The sequence below is a fragment of the Parvibaculum sp. genome (assembly GCF_039973015.1).
Taxonomy (GTDB): Bacteria; Pseudomonadota; Alphaproteobacteria; order Parvibaculales; family Parvibaculaceae; genus Parvibaculum.
In genome coordinates, this window is the sequence record NZ_JBDWLT010000002.1 from 79,079 (window position 1) to 95,799 (window position 16,721).

Consider the following 16,721-nt stretch of genomic DNA (forward strand, 5'->3'; position numbering starts at 1 on the left):
AACGTCGCGAATATGCGACGCATCTTTTATTTTAGGGCGTCGCACACGACGTCCAACTGCGCCGCAGCAAGATGCGGCCCTATCGGCAGGCTCAGGACTTCTCCTGCCATATCTCGGGCGAGCGGAAAGGCGTCGTGATCATACCCCAGCTCTGAATAAGCCGCCTGCATGTGGGGCGGAATAGGATAGTGTATGAGCGTTCCTACACCTTGCTCAGACAATTTGGTATGAAGAGCATCGCGCTCTGCATGGCGGATGACGTAAAGGTGCCATACCGGGTCTGCCCAATTTGGCACATGCGGCAAAATCAACCCGGTGCCGCGCAACTTTTCGCCGTAATGAGCTGCGATAGTGCGGCGGCGCTCAGTCCAAATGTCAAGATACGCAAGTTTTACCCGCAGCACAGCGGCCTGGATCGGATCGAGGCGCGAGTTCATACCCCGCTCTTCGTTGATGTATTTTTTGCGGGAGCCGTAGTTTCGCAACATGGCCACTCGCTGCGCCAAAGCGGTGTTGTTGGTTGTGATGGCGCCGGCATCGCCAAGGGCGCCGAGGTTCTTGCCTGGGTAGAAGCTCCAGCACACAATGTCACCATGGGTTCCAATGCGGCGCCCCTTGTAACGGGCACCATGGGCCTGCGCTCCGTCTTCGACCACGCGAAGGTCGTGACGCCGGGCTATTTCTAAAATGGGGTCCAGATCCGTCGGTTGGCCATAGAGGTGGACAGGCAACAGCGCGCGCGTCCTCGGCGTAACAGCTGCTTCTATGCGCGCCGGGTCGATATTGTAGGTCGCCGGGTCGGGTTCGACCGGCACCGGCGTTGCTCCAACCTCGGTTATGGCAAGCCAGGTCGCGATATAGGTGTTCGAGGGCACGATCACTTCGTCTCCCGGTCCGACATCCAGTGCGCGCAGCGCAAGTGTCAGTGCATCAAGGCCATTGGCCAACCCGACTGCGTGTTCAGCTTCACAATAGGCAGCCCATTCTGTTTCGAATGCTTCGACTTCAGGACCGAGGATATACCAGCCACTTTCGAGCACACGCTGGACCGCTTCATCGATTTCGGGCTTTAGTTCCCAGTAGGCGGCGCCCAAGTCAAGAAAGGGTACCTTCATTTTGCTGTCCTTTTGAGCTCTGCCTGAAATTCGTTGTAGGTCCGCAGGTAGTCGTCCGCTTCGTAGGGCCGCGATGCGAATACAAGCAGCACTGCATCAGGACTGTAGCGGTATTGGGTGCCCCAAATCATCTCGGGCATGAATACGCCCATGTCCGGCCGGTCCAGTGTGACTTCGCAGCGGCGGTCTCCGTCATCGAGCAGCACTCTGCAGGCCCCATGCAGGCAGATCAGGAACTGCTGACAGCGCTTGTGGGCATGTTCGCCTCGTAACTCCAATGACGGCACGTCGAAAAGGGCGAAATACCGGGCCGGCGAAAACGGCACCTCGGTTGGCACTTCGCCCACCGTCAGCCCGCCGCGGGCATCCTCGATGCGACGCATAAGGTAGAGGGCGCAGTCACCTATGCCGAGGGGCACGCGAGCTGGCCTGGTGAGGTGATCGTATGATCTTATGTCAATATGGCGTGGATCTGGGAGAACGCCCGCGCCGGCCCTTTCCCGATAGCCAACCACTTGCGCCGGATTGCCTTCGACGATTGCGTTTGGGGGGACCGAGCGGAGCACGACCGCCCCAGCCCGGACCCAAGCGCCTGACCCTACGGTGACACCTTCTCCTATGACGCATGCCGCATCAAGCTGAACACCCTCTGACAACTCTATCCCGTCGCCGGCGAGCACGACGCGAGACCCGATCGTCACCGAGGTGTGGATCTTGGCGGTGTCTGGGATGACCGAGTCTTCAGAAACGCCAGTCATACGCTTGCCTCGTTTTCCAGTACTTTCAAATAAACTGGCTTGTCTTCCTCATATTGAGGGCGCGTATACTCAAATTCGATCTCGTAGGTAGATTGCTCGATTTTAGTCATGCCGAAACGCTGATAGAAAGCGATTGCATGGTAGTTGTCGGCCCGGACGTCGATACGTGCTACGTTGAGGTCCAAGTGATGGAAACCAAACCCGAATGACAACAGTGCGCTTTCCAGTGCCGCGTTGCGCAATTTGTTTGAGTCAAGTATCCAGCTACCCCAAGTGAAGCGGTCATCGGCTATCTCGTAGAGTCGCACGGTTCCGCAAGGCACTCCATCGCGTCGCTCGATGATAAAATAAAATTCTCCCCCCAACGCCTCACGATCTTTGTACGCTTCGATCCAACGCTGTTGATCCTGAATGCTCCCATCGACGGTGGACAGATACTGGTTATAGGCGGGATCCGTGCGCAGCCGGTGCAGATAAGCTGCATCCCCCGATTCGACCAAACGCAGCCGCAAATTTCGTCCTTCTATTGAGCTTGAAAGCGGTTTTGCAATACTGATCATAATAGCTCCTGCGTCAAAAAACAGTCTTTCAAGAATTCTTACCAAGGCTCGCAGATTGGGCATCATCGAGCTCATTGCGAAGCGCCTCGATTTCAGTCTGCAGAGCTTCGTATTCCGCCAATTTACGCTTGAGGAACTGACCTGCCACTGAAGTTTCCCCCACCGGGGATTAGAGTCGCGGCCTGATTATGCCCTCTCGGGCGGCCTGTTGCGATGAGTTTGGCAGCGAAGTCTGCCGGTGTCTGATAGTTGAGTGCCGAGTGCGGACGGCCTGTATTGTAGTCCTCCGCCCATTCGGCGATGGCCTGACGGGCGTGATCGAGGCCGAAGAACAGCGCCTCGTTCAGCAGTTCATCACGTATCCGCCCGTTGAAGCTCTCCACGAAGCCGTTTTGCATCGGCTTGCCGGGCGCGATGTAGTGCCAGTCGACGGCATGGTCCTTCGACCAGGCGAAGATCGCATGCGAGGTGAACTCGGTGCCATTGTCGGAGACGATCATGCCGGGCTTCCCGCGTTGCTCGATCAGGGTGGTCAGCTCCCGGGCTAAACGCACACCCGAGATCGAGGTGTCGGGGATCGCGGCAAGGCACTCGCGCGTCACATCGTCGACGATGTTGAGAACCCGGAAACGGCGGCCATTGGCCATCTGGGCATGGACTCGAACGACCAGCGGGTATTGACCCGGGCCTCGACAAGGATCGGCGCGCGGACGCCAACGGCTCTCCGTCTGGAACGGCGCTTGCGAACCGTCAGCCCCTCTTCCCGGTAGAGCCGGTAGATGCGATTGATGCCTGACGGTTCACCCTCCCGGCGCAGCAGGATGAACAGCCGCCGGTAGCCGAAGCGCCGACGCTCATTGGCGAGCTCCCGCAGCCTTGCTCGCAGTTCCGTCTCGGGTGGCCGACGCGAGCGGTACCGGATCGTCTTGCGATCCGCCGCGATCACGGAACAGGCCCGGTGCTCGCTCATCTGGAACCTCTCTCGCAGATGAGCGACAGCCTCGCGCTTGGCGGCGGGCCCTACCATTTTTTTGCCAGAAGCTCACGAAGAGCAGACGCATCCAGCACCGCATCGGCGAGCAGCCGCTTCAGCTTCCCGTTCTCGTCTTCCAGCGCCTTCAGCCGCCGTGCCTCCGACACGTCGAGGCCGCCAAACCTGGCCTTCCAGTTGTATAGCGTCGCTTCCGAGATGCCGTGCTTGCGGGCCAGGTCCGCCGCCTTCGCACCGGCCTCATGTTCCCGCAGAACACCAATGATCTGCTCTTCCGTAAACCTGGATCGCTTCATCGTCCGTCTCCCTTCAATAGGGCCGGACTCTAAATCCATCTGGAGGAAAATCTCAGTGGCAGGTCAATGTCGTGGGCATCTCCCGAAAGAGGCCTCCATCATGCGCCTGATCGGCGCCGTGCTGTTCGAGCAACGACGAATGGCAGACCTCGAGACGCTGCATGATGGTCGAAGCTTTCGCCAAGATCGACAAGGAGGAGATCGACCCCATTTCTGCATAACCACGAAAGCCGCCTGATCATGCCCTAAGGCCGTCTGGGAAATGGCCCATTAGCACTTTACGCAATTCATTCGAAACGCATTATCTGAATTTTTCCTGTCGGATACAGTAATGTCATCGCAAACATTTATTCTCTCCATAGTGCCCAAGGTGGCTCGGAGATGTGAGTATAAAAGTAAGCGAGCTCCCCAATATCGTTTAGTCTTCTACTTGTTTCACAAACCTCCAACATTTCAGGCAGTTCAACTCGCGAAAAAATACGCAGGGTGTATTCCGACCTTAGGTAAATATCACAAATTTGTAGATAGTGATTTTGAGCGACCCACTCTTGAATTACGCCTTGATTATGTGCGTTTGCCCGCACTCCCAATGGGCCTGAATGAAATACAACTACGTCTGGACTGTAGAGATCAAGAACCTCGAAAGACATTCCTGAACGTGCGACCGCTCTACTCCCGAGCCCTACATTATCCAGCGCGATCAATCGTGACTGGAAAGCGGCAGCGCCCGCATCCCCAAGGGAAAACGCCGATATATTGTAGGTTTCTGATATTTCAGCAAGCATTCTCCCGAGCGATGAATGAGCTGTTAATACCCGCGAATAATCGTTTGATACGGCGAGCAGCGTTGATGTGCCTGAAGAGGAAATAGCAAATGGGATGTAAAAGAATGCTAGGGCGCCACTGTAAACAAGGGATAGAGGGATCCTAAGCACTTTACTGAAATCTTCGCTGAAAGAAACATACGCCACTCTGGTTTGGTTGGCCGCAGTGAATGCGAGGAGCATCGCGATAGGAAAAAAGATTTGGAATGCGAATCTTTCAGCGTAGTTCATCTGTAAGTTCGACGTGGTATAGTTAAGAACTATCGGTGAAAAGTAAGCAATAACAAATATACCGAAACTTAAATTCCTTCTATTCAGAAAAAATAACGTGGGGGCAACAAAGAAAGAAAATGTAAGAAACTTTGCTGGGCTAAAATTTCCTCCAGATTTCGCATAGAACGTGTTTGGGAGTGGATCGTCAAAATAAACTGTTGACGAGAATAGATATATTGCAAGCAAAAGTCCTGGAATAAGAGAGCTATATTTATTTGCGGCAAAATTATAAGCTCTAGTCTTAAGGCCATCGATGAAATTTGGCTCCTTTATGTTTGTGTCAAAAAAGAAATATAGCGGCAGTAGTGCTGTAAGTGTCCACGCTTCAGGGCGAATAAATATCAAGGCTGCTGTTAGTACAGTTGCAGATCTGACGTTGTTTTTCGTCAAAGAGATAAACAAGAACCCCAGAAAAACAGTATAAGCAAACGTTTCCAATCCAGAAAATGCATGTATCATAGTCGCGGGTAGTGCAAGCAAGCTAATCGAAAGCAGGGCAGCTACGCGCTTGTTGGCTGCAATTCTTACCATTCCGATTAGATAACCGGAAATTAACAATATTGAAAGTACTTTGAAGAAGAGCACTGAATCAATATTTAGAGCTGCAGGCACAATAGAGAGTGCGGCATATATTGGATTTGTATATGATTGTGTCAGGTCTAATGTCGAAGGATTATACCCCCATATCCCGAACTCAACTAAATTTTGGCCATAGCGCCAAGTAATGAAGGCGTCATCTACGGTAAAGCGGGAAAAAAGATAAAAGCCAACCAGCGTCGCAAGGGTGCTTATAGCCAAAGACGCCACAAATATTCGATGAGTGGTTTTGTTTATGTTATCTTGTATCATTGGGTGTTTTACTTTTGTCTAAGCGGTAAGTTAAGCTTACCTGCGTATAAAAACCCAAGTACGCTTTGCGATCGTGCTACCATAGATTAGATGTTCATCCTCTTGAATATAGATTCAGGAATATTCCGAATGATGAGCATGATCAGGTGCCAAGTCGGTATGACATATATTACATCCTTCTTTCCCCCCACAGCACGCGCAATCGCATCCGCGACGTCGCTCGGCTCGGCGGTGAGCTTGGCAGGCAGGTCCATTCCTTCTGTCATCTGCGTTGCAACAAAACCCGGCAGGACGGTCACAACGTGAACGCCGCGTTTTGCCAGCCGGTTGCGTAGGCCAGATATGAATGCCGTAACCCCAGCCTTGGCGGATCCGTAGATGTAGTTGCTAGCCCTGCCGCGTTCTCCGGCCACCGAGCTGATGCCGACAATGGTGCCACTACCGCGCTCTTCAAAACGGTTTGCCAGGATTGCCAGAATGCTAGCGGGCCCTTCGTAATTGCTTCGCATGACGAGGGCCGCGGCCTCAACGTCGCGTTCGTTCTCCGATTGTTGCCCCATGAGGCCGACAGCACAGACCGCGATATGCGGCAACTCGGGCAGTGCTGCGACAAAGGCTTCGTGCGTTCCGGTGGCCAGCGCATCGAACTCATGCAAGCTGACCGGAACCCCGTAGCGCAACTCGACGTCGGTCTTGTCGACTTCAAGGGTTGAGGCCTTGCGCGCGGCCAGCTGAACAGGGTGACCGAGGGCTGCGAATTTGTGTGCCACCGCTTTGCCGATATCCGATCGGGCGCCGAGGATGAGAACGGGGGGCTTTGTCACAGGTCCAGCCTTTCTGATTGGGCCGACCGGAACCGGCTGTTGAACCCTTGGCTGTCGCGGTGGGCTTGAAACTCTGCAGCGCGGGGGTCTGACGCGCGCAGCGTCGTACTGCTCATTCGGCTGTCCTTCGCGAGGTAGAAGCGGCCGCCATGCGAGATTGTGATCTGGTCGAGGCGTTCCAGCAGCGCGAGGGTCTTGGGCGTGACGGGAAAATCGAGCGCCAGCGTGTAACCTTCCATTGGGAAGGAGAAGGCGCTGTGCTGTTTGCCAAAGCGCTTGAGCACGGCGAGGAAGGACCCGGATCCGGCCTTCGCGATTTCGGAAAGCATTGCCGTGAGCCCAGATTCCGATCGGTCCAAAGGCAAGGCGCACTGGAATTGCGCGAAGCCATTCTGCCCATAGATACGGTTCCACCCTTGGATCGCATCGAGCGGATAGAAGTAGCTGTCCCAATCCACCAGTTGCGTGCCGGTCTTCCGTGCTCCGGCCCAGTAGTAGAGGGCGTTGAAAGCGCGGACCGTCAGGCTGTTGAGCACAAAGGCTGGGAAATCGATCGGGACCGAAAGCTTTCGTTTGGGCTTGGTCCGGAAGGGCGTCTGCGCCTGCTGCGGTGACAGATCAGCTCGGACTGCGTGCTCTCCGAGCATTACGAGTGAGCGTCCAAGATTGGCGCCGGTCCCCAGGCAATCAATCCAGGCAACAGAATAGGTCGCGTCCTGCGTACTTTCGAAAGCGGCCATCGCAGCGTTGAGATTGGGTGCAGCGATCGTCGTTTGGCGGATCCAGGCGGTTTCGACCGACTGCAGTCGAATTGCGGCACGCAAGATGATGCCAGTTAGCCCCATGCCGCCCAGAGTGTGGTCGAACAGGGTTGGATTGTCCTTCGGGGAGCAGCGGCGGATTTCACCATCCGGCCCCATGACATCGATCCAGTCGACGCATGATCGGAAGCTTCCGTCCTTGTGGTGGTTCTTGCCGTGGACGTCCGCCGCGATGGCGCCGCCTAACGTCACGAACTTCGTCCCTGGCGTGACCATCTGGAACCAGCCGCGGGGCAAGAAGGCGGTGATGATATCGCCAAGCAGCACGCCGGCCTCTGCGACTAGCTGGCCCGAAGCGGAATCGAAAGCGATCATCCGGTTGAGGTATTGCGTCTCGATGGTGGCGGACGTGTTGATGGCGCTGTCGCCATAGGCGCGGCCATTGCCGCGGGCGATCAGGCTTGGTTCGGAGAGGACAAGGTTCCTCAGCGCGTCCATGCTGCGCGGCCGATACGTCCGTGCCTCCAGCACAGGATATCGCCCCCATCCCGACAGCTTCATGACGACGCCGCCAAGTGCTGATCGGTAAACACAAAGCGCCGATCTAGGTTGTATTTCACGACATAGCCGACCGAGAGCCCTAGGATCGTCCCCAACTCGCGCATCATGTCCGTCTGCCAGGTCAGCCAGAAGGCAGTCTCAGTGCCCCAGAAGATCGCCGTCGTGATCATCCCCATGGCTGTGTAGATTGAAAACTTCCGGCTGTGGTTCTTCACGCCTGTTTCGACGTCATAGAAGATCCAGCGCTTATCGAGGACATACTTGATCACAAGTCCGACGACGGTTCCTGCGCCCACGGCAGCTGCGAAGTAGCCACCCGTATCCCCGAACTGCAACACCAACCGCTGGGTGGCGAGGTTGGTAGTAGTCGCCGCGACGGCGAAAGCCACGTATCGCAGAATGAGCGTCTGCACCGTCACGCCAGCGCCCCCCCGAGCACGAAGCCCAGAATTATCAGCAGGCACATCTGGCTGATCCGATCTTTCACGGCATATACGACTGGGTCGTCATGCATTTGACCACGGTGTGCTACCATCACGGTGCGGGTAATCCAGTAAAGTAGGACGGCGCACACGCCCCACAGAGCTTCGGGATGGGCGTAGAGTTCAACAACCGCGGGTGAAGTCACGTAGACCGTCATCACCAACACGGATACGTATCCGGCCCCGATCGCGATCACCGAGATGATTGGCAGGTCATCCACATGGTAGCCGCGCCCGCTGGCCTTGAGGTTGCCCCGCTCGGCGCTGTCGATAAGCTCCGCCTGGCGTTTAACCGCTGCCAAAGACAGGAAGAAGAACACAGAGAAGGTGAGCAGCCAGACCGATAGCAGAATGTTGGTGGCGACACCCCCCGCAATGATCCGGGCTGTGTACAGCCCGGCCAGCACGCAAATGTCGATGACAATCCGGCGCTTAAGCTGCAAGGAGTAGGCCGTGGTTAGAAAGTAATAGGCCACCATTGCCAGCAGGAACGACGGACTAATGCTGATCGCCAGTAGGGCTCCCAGGATCAGCAGCCCTGCCGCCATCCATGTGCCGTGGGCAATTGGAATGCTTCCAGAAGCAAAGGGCCGCAGTCTCTTGCGCGGGTGCGCGCGGTCTGCAGCAAGATCAAGAAGGTCGTTCAGCACATAGACGCTCGACGCCACAAGGCTGAAACAGACAAAAGCGAACAACGACAACAGGAAGGTCTGACTGTCCAGCTGTTGCGCCGCCAGCATGGGCAGGAAGACGAGGGTGTTTTTCAGCCATTGATGCGGCCGCAAAGCCTTGATGTACGGCTTGATCGATTTGGCATCGGTGACCAGATGCTCGACGCTTTCACAGACGTGCTCAACCTCCCGGCGCAGCGCGACAGGGGCGTTGACGGTGATAGCCTTGGCGGCCCGCTTCCAAACCAATAGATCGGCCTTGGCATCGCCCATATAGGTGAAACCCTTCGATCCGAAGCGTTCTTCTAGAAATTGCCCTTTGCGCTCGCCCTTCAGGTTCAGTTTGCCATCGGAGCCATGCACCTCGTCAAAGATGCCCAGATGCTCTGCGATCGCGTCAGCGAAATCACGGTCACTGGCTGTGACGAGGGCCGTTCTTCCTCCAGACGCGCGCCACTCTTGCACGAACGCGATTACCTTGGGATCGTAGGGGAGAGTGGCGGCCTCGACGGCAGAAGCTGTGGCAAGATGGCGCTTGAGGGATGCCCGGCCGCCAGTCAGCGCAGCGACGGAGAGGAACGGGCTGCGCCAGTCCCGGCCAAAGGCCGACCAAGAGCTTTCGAAAAGCATGTCGCTGCGAAGTAGCGTCCCGTCCAGATCTACAACGAGGATTTCTCGGGATTTCAAAGACAAAGGTACTGCGCTCCTCGCTACGAGACTGGTTCAAGATATCACTGTCAGACACCTACCCAATAACAACAAGTCTTTGAATCTTCCATAGCAATGAACTGTGAGTTAGTGTTCGAGCACGTGGTGTAACTTCATCGCCATCGGCGGTGTGATCCCGGGTGGCTATCGAGGTGGAGTTTGGCGACTTCAACCCCGGACCCTAAGGAGACCCTCGATGGCCAAGACGAACATGGACCTGTCCGAGCTGGAGACCCGCAATAACCCTTTTGCCTTGTGACCTGGGGACGCGGCTGCTGTGCGGATCGCAGGTTTCTCGGTTCCCGGAGCGAGCCGGTCAGCGATTTCGTAGTGTTTTGCCGTTTTCGGGCGGACTCATCCCGTAGCCATACGGCGCTCATGGAAGATCAGGCGGTCCATGTTGTAAGCGATGTTGGCGAGCGTCAGTTTCGCCTCCGCACGGGCGAGGCCGACGGTGCGGATGAAGAGGCCGAAGCGGGTTTTCTGATGCGCGAAGACGTGCTCGACGGCGGCGCGGATGGACGACTTCTTCGCATTGGCCTGTGCCGTCACTCTCGGCATCGGCTTGCCAGTCGGCTTGCGCCGGTGAATGCGGCTGGTCAGCATCCTATCCGCCAGCCATCTCTCGTTGGTCTGCGAACGGTAGGCACTGTCCGCCCAAATTTCCGAGCCGGTATTCTCACGGCTCACGAGGCGCTTGAGTTGCCTGCCGTCGGGCGCAGAGGCTGACGTCACGACCGCATCGCGGATGAAGCCGAAGCGCCGATCGATGCTGATGTGCGACTTATAGCCGAAGACCGGCGTGGCGATCATCGGCAATGGTGTTCCATCCGGACGATACCGGACTTTGCCGCCGATCTTCAGCGTCCAGCGGGCGTCGACGTCCTTCTGGGCCGCCTTGTTCGGCTCGTTGGTCCATATCTGCCGGGCCGACTTGCCTTCCTTGACCGCTGCCTTCTCCGGCTCGCTGTTGCGTTGTTTCGGCGCCGGCACCAGGCTCGCGTCGACAATCTGGCCTGACATCGGGATGTAGCCCTTCTTCTGGAGTTGCCAGTCGAAAGCCTTCATCACCCGCTTCAGCGTTCCCGTCTCGGTCAGCCTGTTGCGAAAGTGCCGGATCGTGTTCTCGTCGGGCGTCGATCCGCCGAGATCGAAGCCCAAGAACCGCATCCAGGAGAGCCGGTCCCGGATCATGAACTCCATCTTCGCGTCGCTGAGATTGTGTTGCGCCTGCAGGATCAGCGCCTTGAACATCGACACAGGATCGAATGGCGGCCGACCGCCTTTCGACCCATCGCCGTATCCCAGCCCCTCGACCAGCCAGCCGCGGAAATATTCGAAGTCCACCGTCGCCTCGAGCGTTTCCAGTGGATCGCCGTTCTTGCTCAGTCGTTCAAGGTGCTCCGAAAGCCCGAAGAGAGACCGCTGGTCCATTGTCCTGCCTCCAAATCACGACAGGCCAAGTGAATCACAAAATCGACGAGACCGCGAGGTTGTTGCGGGTCTCCAGCTTCTGGCCAAGCACGATCAGGGCGGCTTTCCGCGCGGCATTGCCGAAGCCGTGCTGCAGCTGATCATGGAGACCGACGTGGAAGGCATCATCGGCGCTGGTCGAGTTCGTGTTCGATCTTCGATGCGTCGATTGCATAGCGAGCATCATGACCCGGACGATCGGTGACGAAGGCAATGAGGCTGGAATGGGGGCGATGAGGAGAGCCCAGCACAAGTTCATCGAGAAGAGCATTTACTCGTGACGACGGTCTCGTGCCAGATGGTCCGAACCGGCCTTTGAGGTGGAGTAGGGTGAATTGGGGGCGTAGGGCGTTGATTCGCTGAACTGGCCTTCGGAGCCGAGCGACCCGAAGACCTCGTCGGTCGAAACGTGGTGAAACCTGAAGCGCATCTTCGCATCCTTGTCGAGACCAATCCAGTAGGCGCGTGCGGCCTCGAGCAGGTTCGCCGTTCCCACGACATTGGTCAGGATGAAATCCGCCGGACCGTCGATCGAGCAATCGACATGGGTCTCCGCAGCGAGGTGCATGATCAGATCAGGTCGAAAACCCTCATGGCTTCACGCTCGGCGGGCATGTCCCTGATATCTGTCCGGGAGAAATGGTAGCGGTCATTTCCCTCAATGCTTGCAATAGAGTTCGGGTTGCCCGCATAGGTTAGGTGGTCGAGGTTGAGCTCCTCGAAATCTGTGTCGTCGATTATCCGCCGGATAACCGCTAAGCCGATAAAGCCCGTTCCCTCGTCACAATGACTCGCATCTGAGCTTCCCCCACTCACGCCCGGACTGGCCCCCAGGCTAGGCTTGCAAGGTTTGATATTCAAACGGGCTTCGGAAACCCTCAAAAGCGGGCAGTTTGCTGTCCTTTTCCGAAAGAACGACGCTTTCGGACAAACCCGGCCATTCGATGCCGATATCGGGATCGTTCCAGAACAGGCCTGCATCATGGGCTGCCGAGTAATTCTGATTAACCTTGTAGAAGACACGCGTATCAGGGACCAGAGTTCAGAACCCATGGGCGAAACCGCCCGGAATCAGGAGCTGGTTGCCTTCCTCGGCGCTCAGACGCACAACGACGTGCTGGCCATAGGTTGGGGAGACAGCGTGCAGGTCCAGCGCCACATCGAGGACCGCGCCGGTCAGAACCCGGACAAGCTTTGTCTGCTCGAATGGCGGTGCCTGAAAGTGCAGTCCCCGGATTGTGCCTGCCTCGGCGGAAAGAGATTCATTGTCCTGCACGAAATCGATGTCGATTCCGGCATCCGCCAGGGCTCGGCGGTTATAGCTTTCCGAGAAATAGCCCCGCGCATCGCCATGACGCCGTGGCGTAAGGATTTTGACGGCGGGTATTGAGGCCGACTGAACGGTGATCATTCATTTTTCACACACATGAGGTTTCAGTCGCAGCATTTGCCAAATACCTAAGAAATCAATGCGGCGAAGCTCTATCAGTTGCGCACAGCACTTCCGAAGCCAAACCTACTTCGCACCAAATCCCGTGAGGATTGTGCGGATCGTCTTAAGAACAATCAAGATATCAAGCCAAGGTGAAAAATTCTTGATGTAGTAAAAATCATAATGAAGCTTCTCCAGAACTTCATCCGTTGATGCTACATGTCCTTGCATGACTTGAGCCCAGCCAGAAATGCCGGGGTGGACGATGTGACGGTATCGATAGAACGGAAGTTCTTTTTCGTACCACATGGAAAGGGGGACGGCTTCCGGACGAGGTCCGATCCAGCTCATCTCGCCACGGAGAATATTCAAAACTTGTGGCAACTCGTCGATGCGGGTGCGTCTCAAGAAATGCCCAAGACGTGTAATTCTATCATCTTCAGCTTTGGTGATGGCGCGGTCCCTGTCATCGACACTTCCGACTTGCTCTGCGCGCATGGTCCGGAACTTATAAACAGTAAAAATGCTCCCCCTATAGCCCATTCTTTTCTGACGAAAAATCGCTGGCCCCGGAGAGTCTAGCTGAATTGCTAGTATAATGATCGCAAAGAATGGCGCCAACAACACTATTACGAGAAGCGCGAGCACACGATCTATTGCTTGCTTTCCCCTCAAATACATGTGGTCCGGATTTAGAGAGCCGAGAGTGTTCTCCGAGAGGTGTTCGATCTCCAAGCGCCCGGTCAGTGTTTCGCGCAAATGCTTCACGTCGAAGACCGGTGTGCCCGAGACTGCAGTCTCTGTGATAAAGCGTTCCCATTCCGTGGGAAAGCTGTGGTCGAGATCGACGACAACTGCGTTTAAGTTTTCTGTTGGTTCAGAGACCTCCCGAATCTCGCGCCACTTCACGGAGGGCAGAGAAAGCAGTGCGTTAGCCGACCCCCCGGGAACAATCCCGATGCGGAGTGTCCGTAGACGTACCATGCCAATTGAAATGCATGTGAACCAAACCACAGTAAGGAAGTAGCTCGCCCCGAGCAGATAGCGGCTATAGTCAAGACGGAGAAAAAGAAAGACTATGACGGTAGCTCCATACGTCACCGCAAAAATCGGGATCGCATAGGCAATGCCTTCCGTTCCCGGATAGTCGATGAGGCGCCGAAAGAAGAAAAAGCCGCACGTTAAGGCAAAAATCGATCCGACAATCGTATTGGAAAGAGCCGAGGAGTTGATCGGGAGTTGGTCAAACCCAAACCGAAAGATCAACGGAGTGCCAATGGCGAAAAGAATGCCGCCCACTAATTGAACGCGATTCCGGAACAGAGCTTTCCGAAACATCTCTGTCAAAATTGATGATCTCTCCGACAGGTTGTCACTTGCGGGTTCAAATGTATCTTTCTGGATTTCGGACTTTGCGTTCAGCATGTTCCTCTTGCAGCACTAAGCGCGAGCACGCTGCCTCCTTACCCATGCCATTTGAAGAAGGCATCTGTTCAATTGGGTGCGTCGTAGGTTTTGAAAAACAAAGAAAAACCAAATCCAACCGGTAGGCAATATGTCATTCGTATTGATTTTTTATTAGAGTAAATTTGAAGTGCTAAGTTTGGTTATTTGGGCTAGACGACGGCTTCGAAGAGCTGTCGTTCATTGTTCTTCGGGAGGCGCGGCGACCCCCATATATGGGAGGCTGAACCGTAAAGGCCCCTAGGGTGGGGGGAGAAAACGATCTAAAGTGATGCCAATGCCTTGAGCGCGGAGTCATTCTCCGCAATTCAAGGTCGGGACATAACGGCGGTCCGTCCGACGGAGTAATAAGAAAGGCCGGCATTGGCCATTTCTTCCGGCGGATAGATGTTCCTCAGATCGATCACTGTCGGGCGAAGCAGCAATGATTTGATGCGCTTGAGGTCGAGCGCGCGGAATTCGTTCCATTCTGTGAGAATGACCAGCGCATCGGCTCCTTCCATCGGAGCATAAGCATCCTCGGCCCAGGTAACATCCGGCATCAAGTGTTCTGCTTCGTGCATGCCCTCGGGGTCGAAAGCCGCTACAGCGGCGCCTGCCTCCTGAAGGGCGGGTATGATGTCGAGACTGGGAGCGTCGCGCATATCGTCGGTATTAGGCTTGAACGTGACGCCCAGAATTGCAATGCGCTTACCACTGACGCTCCCCCCGAGAACCTTTACAATACGGTCGGCCATGCGCTTCTTGCGGGCATCATTGGCTTTGATCACCGCATCGACAATGGAAACGGACGCGCCAAATTCGGTGGCGGTTTGCGCTAATGCTTTTGTGTCTTTCGGGAAGCAGGATCCGCCATAACCCGGGCCGGCATGAAGGAACTTCTTGCCGATGCGGCCGTCGAGGCCGATACCGCGTGCGACGTCCTGAACATCGGCTCCGGTTGCCTCGCAAAGATCAGCCATCTCATTGATGAATGTGATTTTCGTCGCCAGGAATGCGTTGGCGGCATATTTCGTGAGTTCCGAGGTGCGTCGGCTTGTGAAGAGAACAGGCGTCTCGTTCAGGAAAAGCGGACGGTAGAGCCTCTTCATGATGTCGCGCGCGCGTCCGGAATCGGTGCCAACTACTACCCGATCCGGTCGCATGAAATCCTCAATGGCGGCGCCTTCGCGCAAAAACTCAGGATTGGATACGACGTCGAAATCCAATCCAGGGCGATGCTCGCGGATCAGCGCCTCGACCCGGTCGCCTGTGCCGACAGGCACAGTGGATTTCGTTACGACAACGGCGTAACCGTGGAGATTATCCGCAATTTCCTCCGCTGCGGCGAAGACGTAAGTGAGGTCAGCGTGGCCGTCGCCGCGTCGGCTCGGTGTGCCGACAGCGATGAATATGGCTTCGGCTCCGTTTATAGCCGTCGCCAGGTTGGTCGAGAAGGAGAGCCGCCCGGCTTCAACATTGCTCTCGACCAAGGCATCGAGCCCCGGCTCGAATATCGGAATTTCGCCTTTCTCGAGACGTTCAATCTTCGAGGCGTCCTTGTCGACGCAAACCACATCATGGCCAAATTCGGCAAAGCATGTTCCTGAAACCAGGCCAACATAGCCTGTGCCAATCATCGCGACCTTCATCGGGGTATCTCTTTAATGAGTGGGGACCGGGGACCGTATTATCATTGTTGAAGCAACGATTTGGCGAGAGGCAGGAACTTCGGAGCGATATCCGGGCGATCGAGCGCCAAGGCCAGATTTGCGGAGAGGAATCCGATCTTGTCTCCGCAATCATATGTTGTTCCATCAAAACGGTAGGCGAAAAAGTCCTGATCTTCGATTAGCGCAATCATGGCATCAGTAAGTTGTATCTCACCGCCAGCGCCAGGCTCCTGGATCTCGAGCTTTGCAAAAATCTCAGGCTGCAGAATGTAGCGGCCTGAGATGATCAGATTGGAGGGTGCGTCTTCTCGCTTCGGCTTTTCCACCATCCCTGTGATGCTATGCGTACGGTCGTCAAACTTTTCATTCAGGGCGACCACCCCGTAGCGGCTCACATGTTCGTGGGGCACTTCTTCCACGGCGATCACGTTGCCGCCGTGATGCTCATAGACTTCCATCATCTGGGTAAAGCAGCCCCGCGCGCCATGGACCAGCATGTCGGGGAGGGCGAGCAGAAAGGGCTCGTCGCCGACAATGTCTCTGGCACACCAAACCGCGTGACCGAGACCCAAGGGCTCCTGCTGGCGGACGAAACTTGCTGCACCTGCGGCCGGGCGACTTGGTTTCAGCAGTTCGATCTCCGCCGTCTTGCCACGCGCTTTCAGAGTGGCCTCGAGCTCATAGGCGAGGTCGAAGTGGTCCTCGATGGCGCCTTTGCCGCGCCCCGTCACGAAAACAAAATGCTCGATGCCGGCTTCTGCCGCCTCTTCCACGGCGTACTGAATGACCGGCTTGTCGACGACGGTCAGCATTTCTTTCGGCACGGCCTTCGTGGCGGGCAGAAAGCGGGTTCCCAGACCCGCCACTGGGAAGACGGCTTTACGAGGCTTTCGGAACATGTCGGATATCACCCCAATGGAGGAGCTAAGTTGTTAATATTAGGCACTAATTCGTTCCCAAGATCTGATTTTTGGCACGCATTGATCTTGTGAGCAAGTGAGATGCTCGGTGAGTATTTCCGTACCGG

14 protein-coding genes and 3 pseudogenes are annotated in these 16,721 nt (G+C 55.9%); 1 reads left to right on the top strand and 16 read right to left on the bottom strand.

Annotation, left to right across the window (positions count from 1 at the left end):
- Positions 1 to 26: 26 nt before the first annotated feature.
- From ABJO61_RS00640 to ABJO61_RS00685, 10 genes and pseudogenes are all read right to left on the bottom strand, one after another.
- On the bottom strand, positions 27 to 1,115 hold the full coding sequence (locus ABJO61_RS00640) for a DegT/DnrJ/EryC1/StrS family aminotransferase (protein ID WP_348323473.1): 1,089 nt from the start codon (positions 1,113 to 1,115) through the stop codon (positions 27 to 29).
- Entirely contained in the window at positions 1,112 to 1,873 is a 762-nt protein-coding gene (locus ABJO61_RS00645; protein ID WP_348323475.1) for a WxcM-like domain-containing protein, read from the bottom strand. The genes ABJO61_RS00640 and ABJO61_RS00645 overlap by 4 nt, the downstream gene beginning before the upstream one ends.
- Positions 1,870 to 2,508 carry a GNAT family N-acetyltransferase gene (locus ABJO61_RS00650; protein ID WP_348323477.1) on the bottom strand — a complete coding sequence of 213 codons (639 nt, stop codon included), beginning with the start codon at positions 2,506 to 2,508 and terminating at the stop codon, positions 1,870 to 1,872. Before ABJO61_RS00650 ends, ABJO61_RS00645 begins: the two co-directional genes overlap by 4 nt.
- Before the next feature lie 47 nt (positions 2,509 to 2,555).
- Positions 2,556 to 3,720 (bottom strand): annotated as a pseudogene (locus ABJO61_RS00655) (IS3 family transposase).
- Between the two features lie 347 nt (positions 3,721 to 4,067).
- Positions 4,068 to 5,666, bottom strand: coding sequence for a hypothetical protein (locus ABJO61_RS00660; protein ID WP_348323479.1), 1,599 nt, complete (start codon positions 5,664 to 5,666; stop codon positions 4,068 to 4,070).
- Positions 5,667 to 5,752: 86 nt separating this feature from the next.
- Positions 5,753 to 6,490 (bottom strand): SDR family oxidoreductase, encoded by a 738-nt coding sequence (locus ABJO61_RS00665; RefSeq protein ID WP_348323481.1) that lies wholly within the window; start codon positions 6,488 to 6,490, stop codon positions 5,753 to 5,755.
- Positions 6,487 to 7,812 carry an FAD-binding oxidoreductase gene (locus ABJO61_RS00670; RefSeq protein WP_348323483.1) on the bottom strand — a complete coding sequence of 442 codons (1,326 nt, stop codon included), beginning with the start codon at positions 7,810 to 7,812 and terminating at the stop codon, positions 6,487 to 6,489. The genes ABJO61_RS00665 and ABJO61_RS00670 overlap by 4 nt, the downstream gene beginning before the upstream one ends.
- Positions 7,809 to 8,231, bottom strand: a complete 423-nt coding sequence (locus ABJO61_RS00675; protein WP_348323485.1) for a GtrA family protein — start codon at positions 8,229 to 8,231, stop codon at positions 7,809 to 7,811. Before ABJO61_RS00675 ends, ABJO61_RS00670 begins: the two co-directional genes overlap by 4 nt.
- Positions 8,228 to 9,658, bottom strand: a complete 1,431-nt coding sequence (locus ABJO61_RS00680) for a UbiA family prenyltransferase (RefSeq protein WP_348323487.1) — start codon at positions 9,656 to 9,658, stop codon at positions 8,228 to 8,230. Before ABJO61_RS00680 ends, ABJO61_RS00675 begins: the two co-directional genes overlap by 4 nt.
- Positions 9,659 to 10,027: 369 nt before the next feature.
- The gene (locus ABJO61_RS00685; RefSeq protein WP_348323489.1) at positions 10,028 to 11,107 is read right to left on the bottom strand and encodes an IS5 family transposase; all 1,080 of its coding nucleotides are present in this window, start codon (positions 11,105 to 11,107) and stop codon (positions 10,028 to 10,030) included.
- 4 nt (positions 11,108 to 11,111) lie between these two features.
- Between ABJO61_RS00685 and ABJO61_RS00690 the strand changes: the two are divergent.
- Positions 11,112 to 11,312, top strand: a pseudogene (locus ABJO61_RS00690) (hypothetical protein); the annotation flags it as partial.
- 105 nt (positions 11,313 to 11,417) lie between these two features.
- On the opposite strand, the gene ABJO61_RS00695 reads toward ABJO61_RS00690, so the two are convergent.
- The 6 genes and pseudogenes from ABJO61_RS00695 to galU all read right to left on the bottom strand — a co-directional run bounded on the left by ABJO61_RS00695 (position 11,418) and on the right by galU (position 16,593).
- Positions 11,418 to 11,714 (bottom strand): GDP-mannose 4,6-dehydratase, encoded by a 297-nt coding sequence (locus ABJO61_RS00695; RefSeq protein WP_348323491.1) that lies wholly within the window; start codon positions 11,712 to 11,714, stop codon positions 11,418 to 11,420.
- Positions 11,715 to 11,716: 2 nt separating this feature from the next.
- On the bottom strand, positions 11,717 to 11,962 hold the full coding sequence (locus ABJO61_RS00700; RefSeq protein WP_348323493.1) for a hypothetical protein: 246 nt from the start codon (positions 11,960 to 11,962) through the stop codon (positions 11,717 to 11,719).
- Between the two features lie 19 nt (positions 11,963 to 11,981).
- A pseudogene (gene rfbC / locus ABJO61_RS00705) lies at positions 11,982 to 12,557 on the bottom strand (dTDP-4-dehydrorhamnose 3,5-epimerase).
- Positions 12,558 to 12,662: 105 nt separating this feature from the next.
- Complete coding sequence (locus tag ABJO61_RS00710) at positions 12,663 to 14,003, bottom strand: sugar transferase (RefSeq protein WP_348323495.1); 1,341 nt, start codon at positions 14,001 to 14,003, stop codon at positions 12,663 to 12,665.
- 347 nt (positions 14,004 to 14,350) lie between these two features.
- On the bottom strand, positions 14,351 to 15,673 hold the full coding sequence (locus ABJO61_RS00715; protein WP_348323497.1) for a UDP-glucose/GDP-mannose dehydrogenase family protein: 1,323 nt from the start codon (positions 15,671 to 15,673) through the stop codon (positions 14,351 to 14,353).
- Positions 15,674 to 15,714: 41 nt separating this feature from the next.
- Entirely contained in the window at positions 15,715 to 16,593 is an 879-nt protein-coding gene (galU, locus tag ABJO61_RS00720) for a UTP--glucose-1-phosphate uridylyltransferase GalU (RefSeq protein WP_348323499.1), read from the bottom strand.
- Between the last annotated feature and the right edge of the window lie 128 nt (positions 16,594 to 16,721).

Bases quoted from the DNA above. Each gene is read 5' to 3' on its own strand.
- ABJO61_RS00695 (WP_348323491.1), bottom strand. From the start codon at position 11,714: ATGCACCTCGCTGCGGAGACCCATGTCGATTGCTCGATCGACGGTCCG.
- ABJO61_RS00685 (WP_348323489.1), bottom strand. From the start codon at position 11,107: ATGGACCAGCGGTCTCTCTTCGGGCTTTCGGAGCACCTTGAACGACTG.
- ABJO61_RS00660 (WP_348323479.1), bottom strand. From the start codon at position 5,666: ATGATACAAGATAACATAAACAAAACCACTCATCGAATATTTGTGGCG.
- ABJO61_RS00670 (WP_348323483.1), bottom strand. From the start codon at position 7,812: ATGAAGCTGTCGGGATGGGGGCGATATCCTGTGCTGGAGGCACGGACG.
- ABJO61_RS00715 (WP_348323497.1), bottom strand. From the start codon at position 15,673: ATGAAGGTCGCGATGATTGGCACAGGCTATGTTGGCCTGGTTTCAGGA.
- ABJO61_RS00710 (WP_348323495.1), bottom strand. From the start codon at position 14,003: ATGCTGAACGCAAAGTCCGAAATCCAGAAAGATACATTTGAACCCGCA.
- ABJO61_RS00650 (WP_348323477.1), bottom strand. From the start codon at position 2,508: ATGAGCTCGATGATGCCCAATCTGCGAGCCTTGGTAAGAATTCTTGAA.
- ABJO61_RS00640 (WP_348323473.1), bottom strand. From the start codon at position 1,115: ATGAAGGTACCCTTTCTTGACTTGGGCGCCGCCTACTGGGAACTAAAG.
- ABJO61_RS00645 (WP_348323475.1), bottom strand. From the start codon at position 1,873: ATGACTGGCGTTTCTGAAGACTCGGTCATCCCAGACACCGCCAAGATC.
- galU (WP_348323499.1), bottom strand. From the start codon at position 16,593: ATGTTCCGAAAGCCTCGTAAAGCCGTCTTCCCAGTGGCGGGTCTGGGA.